Origin of the sequence: Dolichospermum heterosporum TAC447 (assembly GCF_024584745.1) — a bacterium.
Lineage (GTDB): Bacteria > Cyanobacteriota > Cyanobacteriia > Cyanobacteriales > Nostocaceae > Dolichospermum > Dolichospermum heterosporum.
On record NZ_CP099464.1, the window covers coordinates 4,165,635 to 4,186,514 of the forward strand.

General features: G+C 37.2%; 22 protein-coding genes and 1 pseudogene. 13 read left to right on the plus strand and 10 right to left on the minus strand.

Annotated elements, in window-relative coordinates:
- The first annotated feature begins 223 nt into the window (after window positions 1–223).
- On the plus strand, window positions 224–985 hold the full coding sequence (locus NG743_RS18720; RefSeq protein WP_027402215.1) for a Uma2 family endonuclease: 762 nt from the start codon (window positions 224–226) through the stop codon (window positions 983–985).
- Window positions 986–1,316: 331 nt separating this feature from the next.
- Window positions 1,317–1,943 carry a hypothetical protein gene (locus NG743_RS18725; protein ID WP_027402216.1) on the plus strand — a complete coding sequence of 209 codons (627 nt, stop codon included), beginning with the start codon at window positions 1,317–1,319 and terminating at the stop codon, window positions 1,941–1,943.
- Between the two features lie 128 nt (window positions 1,944–2,071).
- On the opposite strand, the gene NG743_RS18730 is transcribed toward NG743_RS18725, so the two are convergent.
- From NG743_RS18730 to aspS, 3 genes are all read right to left on the minus strand, one after another.
- Window positions 2,072–2,809, minus strand: a complete 738-nt coding sequence (locus NG743_RS18730) for a hypothetical protein (protein ID WP_257120651.1) — start codon at window positions 2,807–2,809, stop codon at window positions 2,072–2,074.
- Window positions 2,810–2,823: 14 nt separating this feature from the next.
- A complete protein-coding gene (locus tag NG743_RS18735) occupies window positions 2,824–4,077 on the minus strand; it encodes an AAA family ATPase (RefSeq protein ID WP_257120652.1) in 1,254 nt (417 codons plus the stop codon).
- A gap of 178 nt (window positions 4,078–4,255) precedes the next feature.
- Window positions 4,256–6,043 (minus strand): aspartate--tRNA ligase, encoded by a 1,788-nt coding sequence (aspS, locus tag NG743_RS18740; protein ID WP_257120653.1) that lies wholly within the window; start codon window positions 6,041–6,043, stop codon window positions 4,256–4,258.
- A 374-nt stretch (window positions 6,044–6,417) separates the two neighbouring features.
- Here aspS and NG743_RS18745 point away from each other — a divergent pair, with 374 nt between their 5' ends.
- The 3 genes from NG743_RS18745 to NG743_RS18755 all read left to right on the plus strand — a co-directional run bounded on the left by NG743_RS18745 (window position 6,418) and on the right by NG743_RS18755 (window position 7,807).
- A complete protein-coding gene (locus NG743_RS18745) occupies window positions 6,418–6,660 on the plus strand; it encodes an AbrB/MazE/SpoVT family DNA-binding domain-containing protein (RefSeq protein ID WP_027402219.1) in 243 nt (80 codons plus the stop codon).
- Complete coding sequence (locus tag NG743_RS18750; protein ID WP_027402220.1) at window positions 6,654–7,097, plus strand: type II toxin-antitoxin system PemK/MazF family toxin; 444 nt, start codon at window positions 6,654–6,656, stop codon at window positions 7,095–7,097. Before NG743_RS18745 ends, NG743_RS18750 begins: the two co-directional genes overlap by 7 nt.
- A gap of 131 nt (window positions 7,098–7,228) precedes the next feature.
- The gene (locus NG743_RS18755) at window positions 7,229–7,807 is read left to right on the plus strand and encodes a Uma2 family endonuclease (RefSeq protein ID WP_027402221.1); all 579 of its coding nucleotides are present in this window, start codon (window positions 7,229–7,231) and stop codon (window positions 7,805–7,807) included.
- Between the two features lie 83 nt (window positions 7,808–7,890).
- Here NG743_RS18755 and NG743_RS18760 read toward each other — a convergent pair whose 3' ends face one another.
- From NG743_RS18760 to NG743_RS18770, 3 genes are all read right to left on the minus strand, one after another.
- Window positions 7,891–8,076 (minus strand): ssr2422 family thylakoid membrane protein, encoded by a 186-nt coding sequence (locus NG743_RS18760; protein WP_035081659.1) that lies wholly within the window; start codon window positions 8,074–8,076, stop codon window positions 7,891–7,893.
- Between the two features lie 36 nt (window positions 8,077–8,112).
- Window positions 8,113–8,250, minus strand: coding sequence for a hypothetical protein (locus NG743_RS18765; protein ID WP_160170618.1), 138 nt, complete (start codon window positions 8,248–8,250; stop codon window positions 8,113–8,115).
- Window positions 8,251–8,498: 248 nt separating this feature from the next.
- Window positions 8,499–8,984, minus strand: coding sequence for a pentapeptide repeat-containing protein (locus NG743_RS18770; RefSeq protein ID WP_051424293.1), 486 nt, complete (start codon window positions 8,982–8,984; stop codon window positions 8,499–8,501).
- Window positions 8,985–9,191: 207 nt separating this feature from the next.
- Here NG743_RS18770 and NG743_RS18775 point away from each other — a divergent pair, with 207 nt between their 5' ends.
- Window positions 9,192–9,410, plus strand: coding sequence for a hypothetical protein (locus NG743_RS18775; protein ID WP_027402223.1), 219 nt, complete (start codon window positions 9,192–9,194; stop codon window positions 9,408–9,410).
- Window positions 9,403–9,819 (plus strand): putative toxin-antitoxin system toxin component, PIN family, encoded by a 417-nt coding sequence (locus tag NG743_RS18780; protein WP_027402224.1) that lies wholly within the window; start codon window positions 9,403–9,405, stop codon window positions 9,817–9,819. Before NG743_RS18775 ends, NG743_RS18780 begins: the two co-directional genes overlap by 8 nt.
- 88 nt (window positions 9,820–9,907) lie before the next feature.
- Here NG743_RS18780 and NG743_RS18785 read toward each other — a convergent pair whose 3' ends face one another.
- A complete protein-coding gene (locus NG743_RS18785; protein ID WP_257120654.1) occupies window positions 9,908–10,900 on the minus strand; it encodes a TRAP transporter large permease in 993 nt (330 codons plus the stop codon).
- Window positions 10,901–11,202: 302 nt separating this feature from the next.
- On the opposite strand from NG743_RS18785, the gene NG743_RS18790 reads away from it, so the two are divergent.
- A complete protein-coding gene (locus NG743_RS18790) occupies window positions 11,203–12,798 on the plus strand; it encodes an IS1634 family transposase (protein ID WP_257122116.1) in 1,596 nt (531 codons plus the stop codon).
- A gap of 332 nt (window positions 12,799–13,130) precedes the next feature.
- Here the strand turns inward: NG743_RS18790 and NG743_RS18795 are convergent.
- From NG743_RS18795 to NG743_RS18805, 3 genes and pseudogenes are all read right to left on the minus strand, one after another.
- A pseudogene (locus NG743_RS18795) lies at window positions 13,131–13,496 on the minus strand (TRAP transporter large permease subunit); the annotation flags it as partial.
- 8 nt (window positions 13,497–13,504) lie between these two features.
- A complete protein-coding gene (locus tag NG743_RS18800) occupies window positions 13,505–14,128 on the minus strand; it encodes a TRAP transporter small permease subunit (RefSeq protein WP_257120656.1) in 624 nt (207 codons plus the stop codon).
- Window positions 14,129–14,376: 248 nt separating this feature from the next.
- On the minus strand, window positions 14,377–15,183 hold the full coding sequence (locus NG743_RS18805; protein ID WP_027402227.1) for a Uma2 family endonuclease: 807 nt from the start codon (window positions 15,181–15,183) through the stop codon (window positions 14,377–14,379).
- 262 nt (window positions 15,184–15,445) lie between these two features.
- Between NG743_RS18805 and NG743_RS18810 the strand changes: the two genes are divergently transcribed.
- From NG743_RS18810 to NG743_RS18830, 5 genes are all read left to right on the plus strand, one after another.
- Window positions 15,446–16,585 (plus strand): TRAP transporter substrate-binding protein, encoded by a 1,140-nt coding sequence (locus NG743_RS18810; RefSeq protein ID WP_257120657.1) that lies wholly within the window; start codon window positions 15,446–15,448, stop codon window positions 16,583–16,585.
- A 237-nt stretch (window positions 16,586–16,822) separates the two neighbouring features.
- The gene (locus NG743_RS18815; RefSeq protein WP_257120658.1) at window positions 16,823–17,218 is read left to right on the plus strand and encodes a hypothetical protein; all 396 of its coding nucleotides are present in this window, start codon (window positions 16,823–16,825) and stop codon (window positions 17,216–17,218) included.
- Window positions 17,211–19,346, plus strand: a complete 2,136-nt coding sequence (locus NG743_RS18820) for a caspase, EACC1-associated type (RefSeq protein WP_257120660.1) — start codon at window positions 17,211–17,213, stop codon at window positions 19,344–19,346. The genes NG743_RS18815 and NG743_RS18820 overlap by 8 nt, the downstream gene beginning before the upstream one ends.
- A gap of 221 nt (window positions 19,347–19,567) precedes the next feature.
- Window positions 19,568–20,482 (plus strand): DUF4351 domain-containing protein, encoded by a 915-nt coding sequence (locus NG743_RS18825; protein WP_257120661.1) that lies wholly within the window; start codon window positions 19,568–19,570, stop codon window positions 20,480–20,482.
- 68 nt (window positions 20,483–20,550) lie between these two features.
- Window positions 20,551–20,796, plus strand: a complete 246-nt coding sequence (locus tag NG743_RS18830) for a DUF4351 domain-containing protein (protein WP_371316432.1) — start codon at window positions 20,551–20,553, stop codon at window positions 20,794–20,796.
- Window positions 20,797–20,880: the final 84 nt, after the last annotated feature.

Consider the following 20,880-nt stretch of genomic DNA (forward strand, 5'->3'; position numbering starts at 1 on the left):
CGCAACTTGGGTTATTAGGTGAAATCAGCGAACTAGATCAATTAATTGCGGACATCAGTAAGAACCTTCAATTAAGCACTTAGGAAAACGATTCAGTAATCCGTACCAATGGGTTAATCTTCAAAGCATGGAAAAGTGAATTAACTTGGCAAAAGAATAAGTCTCAACCCTTGATATACTGTTAATTAATTTGCACAAACATTTCTGGTTGAGGGTTAATATAATGGTACTCGAAGCCCCGTCTATCAAAGCTAAAACAACCATTACCTGGGAACCCCTACCAGCTAGTTTTATATTACCAGATGATCCTGTGGAAAATATTCAACAACCCGCCCTCGCAGCGGCTTTAACCGATGCTTTGGGAGCTTCAGGATATATTCAGCCGGAAATGTTGATTGGCTCGAATTTGGGGCTGGTAGCAACAGTTAATAAAAAGATTGTCGTCAAAGCTCCAGACTGGTTTTATGTTCCTCAAGTACATTCCGTACCAGAGGGGGTAATTCGTCGTAGTTATACCCCTAATACAGATGGTGCAGCAGTGACAATTCTGATGGAATTTCTCTCAGAAGCAGAGGGAGGAGAACTATCCATTAGGTCAACCCCACCCTATGGTAAACTCCATTTTTACGAGCAAGTTCTGCAAGTACCCACTTATGTGACTTATGACCCCTATGATAGTAGTCTAGAAGTCCGTTATTTGCAAGATGGCAGATATATTTTACATCCAGTAGATACCCAAGGGCGGCTGTGGATTCCACAATTGGAATTATACCTGGGAATTTGGTCTGGGGAAAGATTGGGACAAACCATGAACTGGCTGCGTTGGTGGGATAAATCAGGTAATTTACTGCTATGGAGTTCAGAACAAGCAGAACAAGAACGCCAAAAAGCGGAGGAGGAAAGACAAAGAGCAGATAGAGAACATCAAAGAGCAGAAAGACTAGCTGCTAAATTGCGGGAATTGGGAATTGAGTCAGAACCGTAAAATCGCCCAAACCCTCTTCACTCTTGCATGATTGCCTCTTGCCTTGCCATAACGACGATTTTCAAGGCTAACCTACTTATTATAATAAATCAATACCTTGTCCAAATCGAAAAAAGTCTTGATTTGTAGGTCGGATTGAGGTACGTTCACGTATCCCTGACGGGAGGCGTTAGCCATAGTGTGGCGATCGCTTGCGTGGCGACTTAGGAGCCATAGCCATAACCCAACAAATGCGTCGGGTTGCGCTGTCGCTTAACCCGACCTACAAAAAATGGACAAGGTATTGAATAAATATAAAAGATAAAAAACTGACAGCATAATTTATAACCTTATGAATAAATCACATCGTCCCCCAATTCTCAAACCTGATGAAACATACACATTTCGTAAGTATTTTGAGTTAAGGTTTGCACCTGCGGATATTTTACAAGAACTAGGGGTTAATTTAACTAGAGGAGCAATTAATTTTCCAATAAATAATAATCAAATACCTCGATTAGTTGATCTCCAGAAACGATTAGAAGAAGCAATTCAAAGAGTTAGTTTAACAAGCGAAGCGGCAAGAAGAGAAGTTTTAATTGCGCCAATTCTCTTAGAAGTTGCACATATTACTGAATCTAAAATTAATATTGAATATCCCATTGAGATAAATCAATTTTTGCGAGGTGATTTAGATTATTACTTGCAATCTCAACATCAGGTTTTAGTTGTAGAGGCAAAACACGCAGATTTAACACGAGGATTTACTCAACTTGCAGTTGAATTAATTGCTTTAGATCAATGGATTGAAGGAGATGAACCAATATTATATGGTGCTGTAACCACTGGAGATATTTGGCAATTTGGCAGTTTTCAACGAGAAAATAAACTCATAACTCAGGACTTAATGTTATATCGAGTTCCGACTGATTTAGAAATATTAATGCAAATTTTAGTAGGAACTCTTACCGAAAATTAACCTACTTAAATGAAGCTAATTATTGACTATTTTTGGCTTGAGATTTTTACACTAATAGATTTTCTATACCTGTTGTTGTTCCTATGGTGGAAACATCAATTGTGACACTGGGGGTTGCGGAATGTAGGTTAGATGTAATATTTACCAAGAGATAAAGTTTGAATAAAAGTACGAGATTCAGGTACATTCTGAAAAATTCTGCCTATACTTTCTGCATTGATAAAATCTAATGCTTTTTTCTTAAAGTCTTCATCACTAAGAGTTTTAAGTTCTTTAGTACCATAAAGTAAGGTTTTTAATTCTCCTGGTTTCTTACCATAAGCATCCTTAATTAATTTTTTGGGGTCTATTTTAGCAGCAGCTATAAATATTTCAGTTGAGGGAAACGTGACGACTGGAATTACTACAGGCAAATATTCGTGTGTATAACCGTCTCTTGCCTTAGCTCGATAAAATTCTTCTATACTTCCTACTAATATCTTAGATATACTGAATCTCCAGTCTTTAAAGTAGTCATCAGGAGCGGAAAGCGTCTGTTCAGTATCAGCAGTGAGCAATAAAATATCTCGGTTACAAATTGGTCCTATTTCCTTTTCAAACTCTGTAAAAGCTGTATAAAGAGTGTTTGTAACTGATTTTCTGAATTGTGAAGCTTGTTCACCTGTTAGATAGCAACCACTATTAATTTTATTTACCTCTTTACAATATCTTTCTACAGCATCATGGATGTTTTGCCGACTTAACTCAATATAATTAAGAGTTACATTATTTTCATCCCCATCAGATAAAATACACTCAGAGATTTTTTTAAAAATTGCCCTGTCAGTAGCACCATCTCCAACAATTGCTATGTTTCTCTCTAGCATTATATTTTACCTGATTACCCAATTGTTCCTGAATACCAAAGTTCTGCTAACTGATACTTTGGTATCTCAACTATCTTTTTACCTGTAGTTTCATCATCTACTATATCACCTTCTACAGTACCTATACCTACAAGGGTTTCTAGAGATGTATTGAGATTTCTGACATCACTAGTTCTATTACGTTTTTCTAAGCGAACAGTATAAACATGATCTAAATGATTATGGAACTCACGTAAAACAGATGGACTATGGGATGTAATGATAAACTGAGATGTGAAACCTTCTGAAGTTGGAGATGTCATTTGCCAAATCCAACGCATTAGTTCTTGAATATTACCAGGATTTACACCATTTTCAATCTCTTCTAAAAGTATCAAAGTTGGTGGTCTATGAAGAGAAGCAAGAAGACTAATAGCTGCTGCTTTCATAAATCCATCTGAAACTGAATCTGGTGGAAATTCTTCGACAATTCCTTTTCTTCCTAAATCAAATTCCCAAACTAGTTTGGAAATATTCTCATTATAGCGAACACCTTGAAAGTTATTTTCAAATCGTCTCATTAAAGCCGTAAATCTTGTAAATGTCCGTTCTTCTTTTTCTTTGATATATTTAATAACTGCTTGTAAACCGCGACCTGTATTACCTAATTCAGAAGGAATTTTAATAAAATTACTCTTTCCTATTTCATCGTGAAAATTATCAAGATTAAGAATTTGATCATCTTTAACTAAACCTTTAAGAAAATCAGGTTGGAAGTGATAACTATATGTGTTTGCAAAATCTCCAAAAAAGTCTCTACATAATTTTTTTTCTGCTGCTTGTAGAGATGTATTATCTTCAATATCTTGTCTCAATGCCATTAAATTAGTTTGCTTATTATATCCACTGGTAATTATTTTTTCACCTGCATTATCTAGTTTTATACTTATCTTCTCTTTGCAAATAGCCGATTTTGCAAAATCTTTATTGTCAGATAACTCTATTTCATAAATAATACTTCCATTAGGATTATTCCAAGCTATCTTAAATCCCATTGGTTCGCCATCAGCTAGTCTATAGCGATGAGGATATAAGTCTCTGTGAACATTAACCCATTTTTCAGTATTTCCTGGACGACCTATTCTGACAAGTCTACAGAAATGTTGTATACCTGCTAAAAGATTAGACTTGCCCGAATTATTATTACCAATGAGTAAGGTGACTGGATGAAGGTCTATAGTAGTCAGCTTATGGGTTTTAAAGTTTTTAAGTGTAACTTGCGTAAACATAAGTTTTTTCTAGTAATGACTATTATTTTAGATTGTTACTATTAATAATACACCTGCTTGGCTACTAAAGAAAAAATGATAGATCCTTTTTCAATAAGAATCTAATTATTTTATAGCGGTAATTCATCAATTACCGCTACTTTCGTGTCAGGATAGAGATTTTTATCAATCCTGTGATTTAGGTTTTCGGTTTAACAGTGGAAGCAACATGAAGTTCTTTCAACTGTTTTGCATCTACGCTAGAAGGTGCATCTGTTAACAAACAACGAGCTTGTTGAGTCTTAGGAAAAGCAATCACATCACGAATTGATTCCTCTCCAGATAACAACATTACCAAACGATCTACACCGTAAGCAATACCACCATGAGGAGGAGTTCCATATTCAAAAGCTTCCAACAAAAAGCCAAATTTACTTTGTGCTTCTTCCGTTGATAAACCAATAGCTGAAAATACCTGTTCTTGAACTTCTCGCTGATAAATTCGCAGACTTCCCCCACCAACTTCAAACCCATTGAAGACTAAATCATAAGCTTGAGCGCGGGCTGTTTTTAAATCGCTGATATCATCAGGATGAGGTGCGGTAAAAGGATGATGTAATGCTTCTAAACGTTTTTCATCTGCATTCCATTCAAACATGGGAAATTCTGTCACCCACAGGAAGTTAATCTTATCTTTTTCAATTAACTTAAATTCCTTAGCTACAAATTGACGAATTCTGTCCAAAGTTTTATTCACAGTGGACCTATCAGCCGCCGCAAATAATAACAAATGTCCAGCTTTTGCACCTGTTCTTGTTAAGATTTCTTGCTTTTGTTCTGGTGTTAAATTATCTTTAATTGCGCCAATGGTGTCAATTTCGCCATTTTCCCGAACGCGAATATAAGCTAATCCTTTTGCACCAGCTTCTGCGGCTTCTCGGAAAATATCGCCACCTGGTTTAATGCGAACATTAGAAATGGCATCGTTACCGTTAGGAATGGGGAGAATTTTAACAATACCACCGTTAGCAACAGCTTCTCGAAAAACTTTAAAACCGGAATCTTTTAAAACATCGGAAACATCAACTAATTCTAAACCGTAGCGGGTGTCAGGCTTATCGCTTCCGTAACGGTTCATAGCTTCCACGTAGGGAAGACGAGGAAAAGGACGAGGTAAATCAATTCCTTTCACGGTTTTAAAAATATGACAAACTAACTTTTCGTTAAGTTCAATAATTTCATTTTCAGACATGAAACTCATTTCCATGTCTAATTGAGTAAACTCTGGTTGTCTGTCAGCACGTAAATCTTCATCCCGGAAACATCGCGCCACTTGATAGTATCTATCCATTCCCGATACCATCAATAATTGTTTGAAGAGTTGGGGAGATTGCGGTAAAGCGAACCATTCACCTTCATTAACGCGACTGGGAAGAATATAATCTCGCGCCCCTTCAGGAGTCGAACGAGTGAGAATTGGGGTTTCGATTTCGATAAAACCTTCTAAGTCTTCCAGGTAGCGCCGCATGGCTTTAATGACTTGATGACGCAATTGCATATTTTGCGCCATGCGTTCCCGTCGTAGGTCTAAATAACGATATTTTAACCGCAAGTCTTCTCTAACTGTTTCCGTGTCTGCGGTGGAAACTTGGAAAGGTAATTGTTTGCGGACGGCGTTGAGTAGTTCTATTTTATCAGCATAGATTTCCACTTCGCCAGTGGGAAGCCGGGGATTTAGGGATTCTGGAGGACGTTGGCTAACTGTACCGGTGATTGCTACAACGTATTCATTGCGGAGCGCGTTAGCCTGTTCGTAGGAGTCTGGGGTGCGCTGGGGGTCGCTGACGATTTGGACAATACCAGAGCGATCGCGCAAATCTAAGAATATCACACCACCGTGATCGCGGCGACGGTCTACCCATCCGTAAAAGGTAACAGTTTCACCAATATGTTCTTTCCGGAGTTCGCCGCAATAGTGAGTTCGCATAGTTGTTAGTTCTTTAGTTCCGGGCTAGGTTGGGTAAATGTCAAGGCTTTCCCATTATCTAGCATCAATTGTCATTGTAGTAGTTTTAGTTCTGGAAAAATCAGTTATTTTAGCTTTGGCTTCAGGACGTTGGGTTACTCTACCGGTGATTGCTACAACGTATTTATTTCGGAACTTGTGTGTAACCGTAGATCAGAGACGGGGGAAGTGATCAGGGCGATTTCCTTTCTACAGGTTAAAAAATTTATTGACACCCGCTAATTAAATATGTATACTCAAAGTATATACATTGACCTAAGTTGTGAAGAGTGTTTGACTGGAGAAAACCTCAAGTTTAGTCCTGTAGATTTCTAACAAAATATTGGGAGATAACTATGACAACAGTTGTGGCAAAATGGGGAAACAGTTTAGCGATTCGGATTCCCAGATCCGTAGCTGAACAAGCGCAAGTAACGGAAGGGATAGCGATAAATTTTAGTGTGGAAGGTAACAGGATTGTGATTACACCACAAAAAAGAAAAAAATATACCCTGGATGAGTTGCTTGAAGGTATGACTCCTGATAAATTTCATCCTGAATTTGAAACTGGAAACGCTGTGGGGAATGAAGATTGGTAGTTAATTCTTATTTTCCCAATCGAGGAGATATTGTTAAATTAGAATTTGGGAACACACAAAGATTTACTGCTGATTCGATTAAGCGTGCATTTTCCCTGCAAGCGTCAGGAATGTCTTTTGATGATATTGCTAAGACATTAAATAACGAATTACAACAACTTGGGCGTGAACAAATCGGCTATCGTCCTGTTCTTGTTATATCTCCAATTAAATATAATCGAATGGCTTCTTTAGTTCTAGTGTGTCCTATAACTAGCAATCCAAAAGGGCTGAGTTTTGAAGTTCCACTTGTTGAGGGAATGAAAACAAAAGGAGTTGTGTTAGCTGACCAAATTAAAACACTAGATTGGAGAGCTAGAAAGGTAAAATTTGTTGAGAGTGTTACCCAAGATTTAATAGAAGAAGTACAAGCGAAACTTGAAACATTAATTTTATAAATCGCGCCTACGCGGACTCACGGAATTTAACCCACGAAGGTGGGTTTCGTCTGTGTAGCTGCGGTTTCTAACCGCCATTTTAACAGATATAATGGAAAGTATTATTCAAGATTATTCAAGAGGTATGAATCATGACTGCTGTAACTTTACAAATACCACAATCATTAAAATTCACAGATGATGAATTTGTGGAAATAGTCGCTGCTAATAAAGATTTGCGTTTAGAATTATCACATCAAGGAGAATTAACTATTATGTCACCAACTGGAGGAGAAACAGGAAATCGTAATTTTGAAATTTGTCTTGATTTAGGGTATTGGAATCGCCAAAATAATTTAGGAAAAGCTTTCGATTCTTCCACAGGTTTTAAATTACCTAATGGTGCTACCCGTTCCCCAGATGTGTCTTGGATTAAAATAGAAAGATGGAATGTACTCACACCAGAACAAAGAAAAAAGTTTTTGCCTTTATGTCCCGATTTTGTGATTGAGTTAGTTTCTGAAAGTGATGATTTAGCAGATACTCAAGCAAAAATGCAGGAATTTATAGCCAATGGTTTACGTTTAGGGTGGTTAATTAATCCTAAAACCAAACAAGTAGAAATTTATCGTCAAAATCAAGAAATAGAAGTTTTACAATCTCCTATAAGTTTATCTGGAGAAGATGTATTACCAGGTTTTATTTTAGATTTACAGCCGATTTTTCTTTAAGTCTATATTTCAAGTTCCAGTTACTACACAGGCAAAACTCATCATTATGGGTTTCAAATCCATGCCTTCTTGGTATTCAGAAATTACCTCTTAAAAACTGACGACACCACCGTAATTATCGTGGCGCTGGCAATCAAACCGAAAGCCAAATTAACCAGTGACTGCGTAGCTTGCCTGTACACCTCAAATTTCTCATTTGATTTTGCCACATCAGTTTTTAATTCTTCGAGTGAATTTAAGATTTTTTGTTGAAACTCTTCTTCTGACATTTTATTTATCTCCTTAGTTAAGGATTTTGATATGGATTAAATAGTGTAAGCCCAACTAATAACTGAACCGCACAAATCTAAGAATATCACACCACCGTGATCGCGGCGACGGTCTACCCATCCGTAAAAGGTAACAGTTTCACCAATATGTTCTTTTCGGAGTTCGCCGCGCATAGTTGTTAGTTCTTTGGTTCCGGGCTAGGTTGGGTAAATGTCAAGGTTTTCCCATTATCTAGCATCAACAGTCATTGTAGTAGTTTTAGTTAAAGAAAAATCAGTTATTTTAGCTTTGGCGGTTGGAAACCGCCAATTTTAGATAATCTTCCAGCCGCAAGTAATGTAGTTGGAATATGGCTGAATCAGAAAACCCCACCCTATCTTAGAAAAGGCGAGGTTTTTTTGATGTCTGGGAATAAAATTTATTAGGGTCGGATGTTTACTCCTGCGCCCCTTGCATCAAAACCGTCAGGAAATTTAGTCTGACTATTGGCGATCGCCTCGGTTAAATCCGCCTCGGTTAAATCCGCCTCGGTTAAATCCGCCTCTCTTAAATCCGCCTTGTTTAAATACGCCTCGGTTAAATCCGCCCCGGTTAAATCCGCCCCTCTTAAATCCACCCAGCTTAAATACGCCCCGTCTAACTTCGCCCCTCTTAAATTTGCCCTGTTTAAATACGCTCCGCCTAAATCCGCCTTGTTTAAATCCGCCTCGGTTAAATCCGCCTCTCTTAAATCCGCCCCGATTAAATCCTTGTCACCAATAAGCGCCCGACTAAGATCAGATTGACTATACGCATAGGAAGGACTAGGATTGAGGAAGAGAACCCCACTGAATACTGAAAATGCTATAACCAAGACCAGCAGAAAACTCAGAGACTGTTGGACTTTAGACTTAATGTAACTTGCCATGATTTAACCCTTGGATGTTTGTAATTCTGTATAGAGAATATACAGGATAGATAAACTATATTATACATGGTGCATTTTAAACAGGGGCTTTTTTGATGATTAGGTAACTCCACTGCGAATCGCAGCCCCTTTGCTTTCCCAATCAGCCCTCTTGTATCTGTTAAATGCTATAATCAAACAAATGTAATTTACTTTTTCTATCAAAAAATGGAAACAATTGCCATTAAAGTTGATGCAGAAGTTGCCAAAGCCTATCAAGCAGCAGAACCGCAAAAACAGCAAAAAATTCAGACTATTGTTAACGATTTGCTCAAATTAATTATTCAAGATAAATCTCTAGATGACATTATCCAAGAAATGCAAGAACAAGCGAAAAATAGGGGATTAACTCCAGAAATTTTAAATGAGATTCTTCAGAATGGATGAATTACGTTTTGTTGTTGATACAAACATTTTAGTTAGTGCCGTTTTGATTAAGTCATCTATTCCAGATGTGGCATTCAAAAAAGCCAGAAGCTTAGGAATAATTTTATTTTCAGATGCGACTTTTCAAGAACTACAAGAAATCCTTAATTGGTCAAAATTCGATAAATATATTTCTGTGAGTGTTCGTACTCAATTCTTAGCTAAATTCAAACTTGAATCAGAAGAAACTGAAATAGTTCAGATGATTAAGGAGTGTAGAGATCCAAAAGATGACAAATTTCTTGAGGTTGCTATTAATGGTAATGCAACTCATATTATTACAGGAGATAAAGATTTATTAGAACTTCATCCCTTTCAAGGAGTTGATATTATTACCGCCACGCAATTTTTAGAAATTTTCTCAGTTTGATAATAAAATATGATCACAAAGGAATCTTTTAACCTGCGTAGGCAGGTTTTGCCTGTATAGACGCGATTCCCAACCGCCCAAAAATGCCTTAAACCCCAGTTGTTGCCGAAATATCAATTAACCAGCGAACTGTTTGCGGGAAAGCAATGACAATTAACAAGACAATGAACTGTAAAATGATAAAAGGAATCGCACTTTTATGAATATCTAATGTACTCACTTCTTTAGGGGCAACACTTTGTAAATAAAACAAAGAAAAGCCTACAGGTGGAGAAATAAATGCGGTTTGTAAATTCACTGCCATTACCACACCAAACCACACCATATCAATATTTAAAGCCTGTGCCGCTGGTACTAATAAAGGCATAGCAATAAAGCAAATTTCAATAAATTCTAAAAAAGCTCCTAAAATAAAAATCACGATATTACTAACAATTAAAAACCCCCAATATCCTCCGGGTAAACCTATTAATAAATTAGTAATCAGAGTTTTTCCACCTAAAGCATCAAACACCAAACTAAACATAGAAGAACAGAATAAAATCATCACCACCAAAGCCGTAATCACTGCGGTAGAATGGGCAGCATCACGAATTAATTGTGGTGTAAGACGTTTATTAAAAGCGGCGAGAATAGAAGCCCCAACAGCACCTACAGCCCCAGCTTCTGTGGGAGTTGCCACACCAAAGAATATACTTCCTAACACCGCAAAAATTAAAATAATCGGGGGTACAACAGCTTTAAAAACTTGTTTAATTAATTGATTACCTTGAGGAATTACCACATCATCAGGGATAAGTGGCACTTTTTCCGGTTGAAAAAAAGCTAGTCCTAAAATATAGAGAATATAGGAAGTAGATAACATTAATCCGGGAATTAATGCCCCTAAAAATAAATCTCCCACAGAAACACCAATTTGATCACTGAGAATCACTAAAACTAAACTGGGAGGAATTAACTGGGCTAAAGTACCAGAAGCAATAATTACTCCTGAAGCTAATTTTTTATCATAGCCATAGCGTAACATCAACGGTAATGATAACATCCCCATCACAATTACTGTGGCGGCTACAACCCACATTCCGCACCCTGAACTGTCACATATCAAAAAAGCCTAGCGAGTAGTACATAATAACTAAAAATCATTCGAAGGGTAAGAGGCTTAATGATAGTAAGTAGCATTAAGCTGGGCATGGAGTGAGAAAGTGGAACTTCGTAACGGGACTGAAAGAAAGAGAAAATTCGATATGATTAAAAAATTAATTGTTCACAAAAGCAAGAAATGAGAGAATCACAATAGAACAAGTAGAGGAATCTGTTGTGAAATTAAAACCCCAAGAAATAGAAATTCAAAACATAGATCATCTAGGGATAGTAGCAGGGATGATAGATTCAATCGGAATAGTAGAAATAATAAATGAATTAATAGGAGTTGAAAAAGACGAGAAAGTAAGTGCAGGTCAAGTAGTAAAAGCCATGATAATAAACGGGTTAGGATTTGTATCGAAACCCTTATATATGTTTCCCCAATATTTTGAAACAATCGCCTGTGAACATCTAATAGGAGCAGGAGTAAAACCAGAATATCTCAACGACGATAAACTGGGGAGAGTTATGGATAAACTATTTATCAAAGGATTGGATACACTATTTTTTATCATAGCCTTAAAAGCAGCACAAAAATTTGGAGTATCACTGTCAACCTCGCATTTAGACTCATCATCAATACACGTGCATGGGCAATATAATACAAGTTTACCAGAAGTAATATTTGAGAATCAAAAAGTAGGAAATAACCAAGAATTAGAAGAATTAGCAGTAAAATCACCAAAAGAGATAACCATCACCTACGGTTATTCCCGTGACCATAGACCAGATTTAAAACAATTCATCATAGAAATGATATGTTCAGGAGATGGAGACATACCAATATTTTTAAAACTAGCATCAGGAAACCAAACAGATTCATCATGCTTTGGTCAAATAGCAGTAGAATATCAAAAACAATTAGAAGTTAATAGTCTCATCGTTGCTGACGCTGCTTTATATACAGAATCAAACCTGAAAATGATGTCAGAATTACGTTGGTTATGTCGAGTACCATTAAGCATAAAAGCAGCAAAATCATTAATATCAACATTACCAGAATCAGAATTTATTGATAGTACAATACCAGGATATAAATTAGCATCAAAAACCGAAAATTATGCAGGGATAGAACAAAGATGGTTAGTAGTGCAAAGTCAAGAAAGAAGAGAATCAGACCTGCGTAAGCTCAGACAAAAAATTACCAAAGCAGAATCAAAAGCTGTGAAAGATTTGAAAAAGTTATCACAAGAGAGATTTGCTTGTGAGGCTGATGCTATCAAGGCATTATCAAAATTATCAAAACAATTCAAATATCATCAAATTAACGAAATTTTGGTTACTCAAATCAAATTTAAGACAAAAGATTCTTCAGAAGAAATATCTTACCAAATATCAGCTACAGTTTCCGAAAATGAAAGTAAAATTAATACAGAATTGCTGAGTGCAGGACGTTTTATTATTGCTACGAATGTTTTAGATTCAAATGAACTTAGCAATGATTCCATGCTGAGTGAATATAAAGCTCAACAGTCTTGTGAGCGGGGGTTCGGTTTTCTTAAAGACCCATTATTTTTTGCAGACAGTATTTTTCTCAAAAGTCCTGAGAGAATAGAGTCTCTGGGAATGATTATGGGTTTATGTCTACTGGTTTATACTTTGGCTCAACGTCAAATTAGAAATGCTCTGAAAGATTCTAAATCAACAATTAAAAATCAATTAGGTAAAGCAACTGACCGTCCTACTTTACGCTGGATTTTTCAATGCTTTCAGTGTATTCATTTAGTTGAATATAACAACGAACAACACGTCTCTAATTGGACTCAAGATAGGGATTTTATTCTGAATCTTTTACCAGATGATTGTTTTCATTACTATCAATTAGCCACTTAATTCTTCTCTCCATTAATTTAATTAATATCAGATTTAGGAGCTAATCTGTTTGATTTATTGCTCTATTTTACTATGTCTATAATTTCGTTTTTTACTTCAATTTATTAGTCTAACTTATAATCTGTATCTTGAATATCTTCATTTATTTATCTTTTTCTCCCTCTGGGTGGTGTTCATTCTTGTTGCTCCTTATTGACAATGGGTTTTGATGCCATTTTTGGTGTTTTTCTTTTTTGCCAATGTATTTTCTCGATAATATGTTATTTTTTATTCTCAATTTTATTTCTTGCCTATGTAATTCCACTCCTGTGACAGTTGGGGTGCGGAATGTGGGCTACAACTCCAGTTGTGGCTGCTAAAACAGTTCCTACTAAGACAACTGCTAAAGCTAATCCTCCCCGAACACGACTTAAAATAATGCCGATAGTTTCTAATAATTCTTCAGCTAATCCTGACTTTTCTAGAACTGCGCCCAAAAACACAAAGAAGGGAATAGCAAGTAAGGTAAAATTCGACATTGTGCCAAACCAACTATTAGGTAATAGGAGAAGACGCGCCGGATTAAAAGCCCCAACTGCTGTACCAATAAGTCCAAAAACAATGGCTGTGCCGGCGAAAGAAAAAGCGACAGGGAAGCCACTCATGAGAATAAAGAAAAAGCCGACAAACATTAAAACTGCTAACCATTCAAAACCCATATTTTCCCCTATTCAATATTGATATTTTCTGAAGTTTCTAAACGAATTTGTTCCGCTACTTGTTGATAGCCTAGTAATACTGCTAAATATTTAATTGCTTGAGAAATACTTTGTAAAAGCAGCAATAATAAGGCTATAGGAACCATTGTTTTAATTGGGGCGCGGGGTAAACCATTAGCATCAGAAGATATTTCCCAAGTTCCCCAACTACCATCACTTAATCTCCCCCAAGATTGTAAAACTGGATTGATTGTCACCCAAATGCCAAGTAGACAAAAGGGAATTAAAAATAAAACTGTTCCCACAAAGTCAACTAAGGCGCGTTTTTTTTCACTCATATTAGTATAGAGAAAATCAACCCGGACATTTTCTCCATGACGTAAAATATAAACGAAGCCGAATAAGAATGTGAGAGAAAATAAATACCATTGCAGTTCTAATAAGGCATTAGAAGACAATTGTACGCCAATAAAGCGACCCATATAACGGGCGACAACATTGAAAAAACCGACTCCAATTGTCAGCAAAACCAGCCAATTCGATAACCATCCCAATTTATCAGCACCATTGTCAATAAACTGGGAAAATCTTAATAGCTTACTGATGAAAGTAAATCTTTTTGAGTTACGCATACAACATAATAAATTAAAGGCAAGACCTGATAATACAGTCAGCCAGGGAATAAATTCCCTGTCTAATAGCTCAAGTCTGTTAAAACAGACTCAGAAATTTCCCCAGTGTTTTTATCTCGTTATCTCGTTCCCAGTCTCTGACTGGGAATGCCCTATGGAGGCTCTGCCTATTTTGTTATTGAAGGCAGAGCCTTCTGGAATTCATTCCCATACAGAGTATGGGAACGAGAAACGAGAAATTATTACTATTAATTAAGCAATTTTTCCACCTCCAAAATATCCAAATTTGTCAATTGTGCCACTTGTTCTACAGACATTCCATTGTGTAACAAATTAATGGCAACTTGTCTTAATTGCAATTCAGCTTGTTCTGCCCGTTGTTTTTCCTGTTCTGCCCGTTGTTTTTCTTGTTCTGTAATTTGTCTTTCAATTCCTACCATTTCTTGAGAAGTGGGGAACAACTCACCATCCAAAGTTGCCCAGCGTAACCAAGTGGCATCAACGCCTCTATAATTACCTTCCCAACGCACCAAAGCTAAATCTAAAACTTTGCTTACCAATTGATTTTTCTCATTTAGAGCAATCTGTTGATATGCACCACTATTCAGATCAAAACCTGCAAAATCATTGGGGTTAAACGGGTCATACCAAAAATATTCAGAAACCCGCATTTGATTTTGATAAATCAGTTTTTTCTGATTTTTATCATTGTTAGCTGTGGTTTCTGAAAGTAATTCAATTACCACGTCTGGGGGTTTTCCTTCTTCCCAAACTACCCAAGAAAGTCTTTCTGTTTTCGGCACACCTAAAACAGCAAAGAAATCTGGACCGCGAAAATCTTGATTTTTTAATTGTGCTAAACTGTAGTAGACAAACATATTGCCACCTACATATCCATCAGCCCTTTGATCTAACCAAGGCTGAATGGTATCAATTAAAATATCCATTTGTAATTTATGTCTTTGTGTCTCCATGGGGATACCATCATCACAAGGAAGTTCTGCCTGGGTGGGTGGCAGTTTAATGCTAGGTTCAGCCAAAACAGTTTCTAACATAGCCGTTAAATTTAGTTAGAAATTACTTAATATTTTTATACTAATCTGAAATGATCAGCAATTGGCAAAATTATAAGAAATAATAAGTTTTAAGTGTATCAGTACCATAGAATCAAACTGTATAAGGAAAAGTAAACAAGTCCAAAACCTTTTTTCCCCGTGCCTAATCTCAACGAAAAATTTTAAGATCAACCTACCCTGTAGTGGCTAAAATTTTACAGGATTATGATATTGTAGGTAAATCTTACTAATATTCATTTTTATGAAACGTCGAGCTATTGTTAACAGATTATCTCAAAGTGCGATCGCAGCTACAGGAGTAGCAATTGTTGGTGGTTGTCAAAAGGCTCAAAATCAAGCAGCTACAGGTCAAACAGACACCAGTAATCTACCGATAGTTAAATGGCAAATGGCTACAAGTTGGCCATTATCTTTAGAAACCATATTTGGCGGAGCGCAGGTTTTAGCGGAGCGCGTCAAAGTTCTCACTAACGGCAAATTTATCATTGAACCCCGTGCTGCTGGAGAAATAGCCCCCGGTTTAGAAGTTCTCAATGTGGTTTCCCAAGGTGCAGTCCAAGCCGGACATACTGCTGCTTATTACTACATTGGTAAAAGTCCGGCTTTAGGATTTGGTACATCAGTACCATTTGGACTCAATGCCCAACAACAAAACGCTTGGTTATATGAAGGCGGAGGTTTAACCAAACTGCGGGAAATTTACGCCAGTAAATTTAATGTCATTCAATTTCCTGCGGGAAATACGGGGACACAAATGGGGGGATGGTTTCGCAATGAAGTCAAAACACTTAATGATCTCAAGGGCTTAAAAATGCGGATTCCCGGTTTAGGGGGGCAAGTTATGGCTAAACTGGGAGTAACTGTACAGACTCTTCCTGGTGGGGAAATTTTCCAAGCGCTACAAACAGGTGCTATTGATGCGGCTGAGTGGGTGGGACCCTATGATGATGAAAAATTGGGTTTAAATAAAGTCGCTAAATTTTATTATTATCCAGGTTGGTGGGAACCAGGTCCAACTTTAGAAGTACAAGTTAATTTGGACGAATGGAAAAAGTTACCACCTCAATACCAAGCAGCTTTAGAAACCGCTGCATATCAGTCGAATACAACAATGTTAGCTCGTTATGATACCCGCAATAGTGAAGCATTAGAGAAACTATTAAAAACCGGGGTTCAACTGCGTGCTTATAGTCAAGAAATTTTGGAAGCAGCGGAAAAAGCCTCTTTTGCTTTATATGATGAATTTGCGGCTAAAGATGCTGATTTTAAAGCTGTTTATGAACAGTGGAAACCCTTTAGAGATCGGATGTATGCTTGGAATAATCTTAATGAAGGCAGTTTAACTCGTTATGCTTATGGGAAGTTGAAAGCGGGGAATTGAAAATTAAATCCTGGCGAATAGAATATGGCTTCGCCACGCTACGCGAACGCGGCTATACAAACGTTCGCGTAGCGTCCCGTAGGGATAGTCCGCCTGCGCGGACTAAGGTTAAATTAAGATTTTTAACCTGCGAAGGCAGGTTTTGTTTGTGTAGATGCGGTTTCTAACCGCCCGTTTTTTGTTAAATTGACTGTATAGTTTAGTATTAAAAATATAATTAAGACTCTGGGGGTGAATATGACAGATAATTGCACAATTCAGTTTACTTTTGCTATTGATGACCCAGAATTAGATGATGAGAGACGGCTAAAAATAGCAAGTAAGCTGCTGCGGGAATTGCGGGATTCGGATGAAGTGGAAAAAGCAGACCGTGCTGAAGATTTTAACCCAGAAGCAGGAAGTAAGCCAGGTTTTGCAACTTTGATCGGAGTGCTGACAGCACAAGTCAGTATAAAAAATATTAAAACATTTTTAGCCTTTTTGGGCGATCGCTTGGGAGACAAACCCATCGAAATTACTGTCAAAGTCGGTGATAAAGAAGTCAGTATCAAAGCCAAAAGCCGCCAAGAACTGCTAGAAAGCGAAAAAATAGCACAAAACCTATTAGCCGCAATGGGTGGTGACAATGGCTAAAAAAATAGCCCTCCTGATTGGAGTCAGTGAGTATGGTGCAGGTATTCCATCCCTATTATCTGCACTCAATGATGTCGAGGCAATGGAACGAGTTTTGCAAAACCCCAATTTGGGAAACTTTGCACAGGTGGAAAGACTGCTGAATCCTGATTCAGTAGCTATGAGAATAGCAATTCAAAAGCTATTTAGGAATGCAAGTAAAGAGGATTTATTATTATTCTTTTTTTCTGGACATGGAATTACTAATGATGATAATCATCTCTATTTAGCAACTCGCAACACAGCAAAAGATGACTTTGAAGCCACTGCTGTAGACGCAAATTTTATTCAAACACAATCAAAAAATTGTTATTCTAAACGGCAAATTTTAATTTTAGATGCTTGTTACAGTGGTGCTTTTTCTAATGGTTGGCATACAAAAAGTATTGGTGTAGATATCAAAAAGCAGTTAGGCGCGGAAGGTCGAGTTGTGCTTACATCTTCTGGTGCAACTCAAACTTCCTTTGCACAAGAAGGGGCAACACTTTCCCTCTATACTCAATATTTAGTTGAGGGAATCGAGACAGGTGCAGCAGATACAGATAACGATGGCAATATTCATGTCCAGGAACTACACACTTACGCTAAATCAAAAGTCCAAGCGGTGAAGCCTAACATGACACCAGATATCATTCTGGATAAGGAAGGATACAATATTTTATTGGCCAATGCTCCCAAAAATCCAGAAGCAGAGTATCGCCAACTGGTTGAACAATATGCTCAAAATGGTGAACTGAAAAAAATTGCTATTTTAGCTTTAACAGCAAAACGGAAAAATCTGGGAATTACAGATGCAAAAGCCGAGGAAATAGAAACGGAAGTTTTAGAACCATTTCGTAGACGATTAATAAATTTGCAAAGTTATAAACAATATTTTGCCGAAGAAGTTGAGCAACAATATCCTCTAGATGAACATACTTTGAGGATATTAAAAGATTATCAGCAAGATGTTTTAGGTTTGAGAGATGAGGATGTAGAATCAATTAAGTTAGAAATTACATCTGTTAAAGAAGCAGAATATCAAAAACAGCAAGAAAAGGAAGCATTGCAACTTCAGCAACAAGCAAAAGCATTATCACAATTACGATTGCAGCAAGAAGCAGAAAGATTGCAACGCCAGCGAGAAGTAGAAGCAGCCGAACAATTACGATTGCAACAAGAAGTAGAAGCATCGCAACGTCAACAAAAGGCAGAAGCAGAAAAAAATAAATCTAGTTATCAGTTAAAAACTTTTCAGTTTGAAACTGCTCAGATAACTTTAAAAAGCTCAATGCTTGGTTTTGTAAAAACACCGGAAATTAAACGTATTACCAAAAGTGCCGAGTATTTTGCCCAAGACTTAGGAAATGGTGTATTTATAGAAATGGTACATATTCCTGGAGGGACTTTTATCATGGGTTCTCCAGAAAATGAGGAAGGCCGACAGTCTTCCGAAAGTCCACAACATCAAGTTAACGTTCCTTCGTTTTTCATGGGTAAATATCCAGTTACTCAAAAACAATGGCAAGCTGTAGCCGCACTCGAAAAGGTTAAGATTGATTTAAAATCTGATCCATCTAGGTTTAAAGGTGATAATTTACCTGTTGAGTGTGTATCATGGGATGATGCTCAAGAATTTTGTTCCAGACTTTCCCGCAAGGCAAATAAAACCTATCGCTTACCTAGTGAAGCTGAATGGGAATATGCTTGTCGTGCAGGAACTACTACCCCATTTTATTTTGGAGAAACAATTTCCACAGAATTGGCAAATTATTATGGCAACGACACTTATGGACAGGGACAAAAAGGAGAATATAGAGGAAAAACCATAGAGGTAGGAATTTTTTTCGCCAATCCTTTTGGTTTATATGATATGTGTGGTAGTGTGTGGGAATGGTGCGAAGATGAGTGGCATGAAAATTATATAAACGCGCCTACAGATGGTAGTGCTTGGACAAGTCTAAGCGATAATGAACCAAGGACTATGCGCGGCAGTTCTTGGGGCAACGGACCTAATCTCTGTCGGTCTGCGAATCGCCTTAGCATTTTTCGTTATTCCCGCCAGGACAACGAAGGTTTTCGGGTCGTGTTTTGTGTCAGGACTTTATAGCTCTTAATCTCTGCTCTTTTTATTCTTTTCACTCTCCTAGGGTAACGGAGTGGAGCGATCAAAGAATATTTTTTGAGATTTTCAGGTGCTTTATGAGTGCTTCACCCATAATACAGAAATCTTTAGATTTAGTCAAGTAAATAGCATAGAATAGATCCCCGACTTCTTAAAGAAGTCGGGGATCTGGTAACATCTAAAATATCTCTAAAGCAATCCCGAAAATGACTCGCTTTATACATGATCAATTTGCCAAAGACTATTTAGAAGAACTACTCAAACCATTCGGAGAACTACAAGCAGCCAGTCAAGTAGCTGGAGAAATCCGAGAAATAGACGTATTATTTACACCATTTCCCCATCAAACAACCAACGTAGAACTATTAGGATTATTAGGCAAATTAGCCACAACACCAGCTATTTTTGAGCCATTTCGTAACCCAGCATCAACAGAAGAAATTTGTGATTGTCTGTTAAAATCATTAGAAGTCAGAAGTGCATTACGAAGAGCAGCCAAACGCGAACAAACCACCACCGCAAAAATTGAGATCCCTAAATTGTGGATTCTCACCCCCACAGCCTCAAGAAACATCATATCAGAATTTAGCGAGACAACAAAACCAGATTCCTTACCCGGAATATACTATTTAGCAAAATCATTACACGCCGCAATTGTCGTCATTCATCAATTACCCCAAACTCAAGAAACACTATGGTTAAGACTTTTAGGTAGAGGTACAGTCCAAAAACGAGCAATTGATGAATTAGCTGCGTTACCATTAAATCAACCTTACGTCAAAATCACCTTAGAACTACTCTACAACCTCCAGAAAAACTTAAAAATCAATCAAAGTTCACAAACAGAAGATCAGGAGTTGATTATGCGATTAGCACCACTTTACCAACAAGATAGAGAACTGGCGAAACAAGAGGGATTACATGAGGGATTACAACGAGGATTACAACAGGAACAATATCTAATTATCCGCCAACTAACCCGTCGAATTGGTGAAATTGATTTATCATTAATTCAAAAAGTCCAAGAATTACCTATTGAAAAACTTGAAGAATTAGGAGAAGCTTTGTTAGATTTTACCTCAGTTACAGATTTAGAAACTTGGCTGAAATTGTATAACTAACTCTCTACAACCTCCAGAAAAACTTAAAAATCAATCAAAATTCACAAACAGAAGATCAGGAGTTGATTGTGCGATTAGCACCACTTTATCAACAAGACAGAGAACTGGCGAAACAAGAGGGATTACAAGAAGGACTGCAAAAAGAAAAAAGTCTAATTATCCGGCAATTAAATCGCCGAATTGGGGAAATTGATTCATTATTAGTTCAAAAAGTTCAGCAATTATCTGTGGAGAAACTTGAGGAATTAGGAGAGGCTTTATTAGACTTTACTTCAATTACAGATTTAGAAACTTGGCTGAAAAATTACCAATAAATAGCCATAATAGCAGCGATCGCTCCGGTAGTATCCACTAATTTAAACAGCGATCGCTAAACAACCCAAATTTGCCATAATATT

Bases quoted from the DNA above. Each gene is read 5' to 3' on its own strand.
- NG743_RS18720 (WP_027402215.1), top strand. From the start codon at position 224: ATGGTACTCGAAGCCCCGTCTATCAAAGCTAAAACAACCATTACCTGG.
- NG743_RS18725 (WP_027402216.1), top strand. From the start codon at position 1,317: ATGAATAAATCACATCGTCCCCCAATTCTCAAACCTGATGAAACATAC.
- NG743_RS18730 (WP_257120651.1), bottom strand. From the start codon at position 2,809: ATGCTAGAGAGAAACATAGCAATTGTTGGAGATGGTGCTACTGACAGG.
- NG743_RS18735 (WP_257120652.1), bottom strand. From the start codon at position 4,077: ATGTTTACGCAAGTTACACTTAAAAACTTTAAAACCCATAAGCTGACT.
- aspS (WP_257120653.1), bottom strand. From the start codon at position 6,043: ATGCGAACTCACTATTGCGGCGAACTCCGGAAAGAACATATTGGTGAA.
- NG743_RS18745 (WP_027402219.1), top strand. From the start codon at position 6,418: ATGACAACAGTTGTGGCAAAATGGGGAAACAGTTTAGCGATTCGGATT.
- NG743_RS18755 (WP_027402221.1), top strand. From the start codon at position 7,229: ATGACTGCTGTAACTTTACAAATACCACAATCATTAAAATTCACAGAT.
- NG743_RS18760 (WP_035081659.1), bottom strand. From the start codon at position 8,076: ATGTCAGAAGAAGAGTTTCAACAAAAAATCTTAAATTCACTCGAAGAA.
- NG743_RS18765 (WP_160170618.1), bottom strand. From the start codon at position 8,250: ATGCGCGGCGAACTCCGAAAAGAACATATTGGTGAAACTGTTACCTTT.
- NG743_RS18770 (WP_051424293.1), bottom strand. From the start codon at position 8,984: ATGGCAAGTTACATTAAGTCTAAAGTCCAACAGTCTCTGAGTTTTCTG.
- NG743_RS18775 (WP_027402223.1), top strand. From the start codon at position 9,192: ATGGAAACAATTGCCATTAAAGTTGATGCAGAAGTTGCCAAAGCCTAT.
- NG743_RS18780 (WP_027402224.1), top strand. From the start codon at position 9,403: ATGGATGAATTACGTTTTGTTGTTGATACAAACATTTTAGTTAGTGCC.
- NG743_RS18785 (WP_257120654.1), bottom strand. From the start codon at position 10,900: ATGTGGGTTGTAGCCGCCACAGTAATTGTGATGGGGATGTTATCATTA.
- NG743_RS18790 (WP_257122116.1), top strand. From the start codon at position 11,203: ATGATAGATTCAATCGGAATAGTAGAAATAATAAATGAATTAATAGGA.
- NG743_RS18800 (WP_257120656.1), bottom strand. From the start codon at position 14,128: ATGCGTAACTCAAAAAGATTTACTTTCATCAGTAAGCTATTAAGATTT.
- NG743_RS18805 (WP_027402227.1), bottom strand. From the start codon at position 15,183: ATGTTAGAAACTGTTTTGGCTGAACCTAGCATTAAACTGCCACCCACC.
- NG743_RS18810 (WP_257120657.1), top strand. From the start codon at position 15,446: ATGAAACGTCGAGCTATTGTTAACAGATTATCTCAAAGTGCGATCGCA.
- NG743_RS18815 (WP_257120658.1), top strand. From the start codon at position 16,823: ATGACAGATAATTGCACAATTCAGTTTACTTTTGCTATTGATGACCCA.
- NG743_RS18820 (WP_257120660.1), top strand. From the start codon at position 17,211: ATGGCTAAAAAAATAGCCCTCCTGATTGGAGTCAGTGAGTATGGTGCA.
- NG743_RS18825 (WP_257120661.1), top strand. From the start codon at position 19,568: ATGACTCGCTTTATACATGATCAATTTGCCAAAGACTATTTAGAAGAA.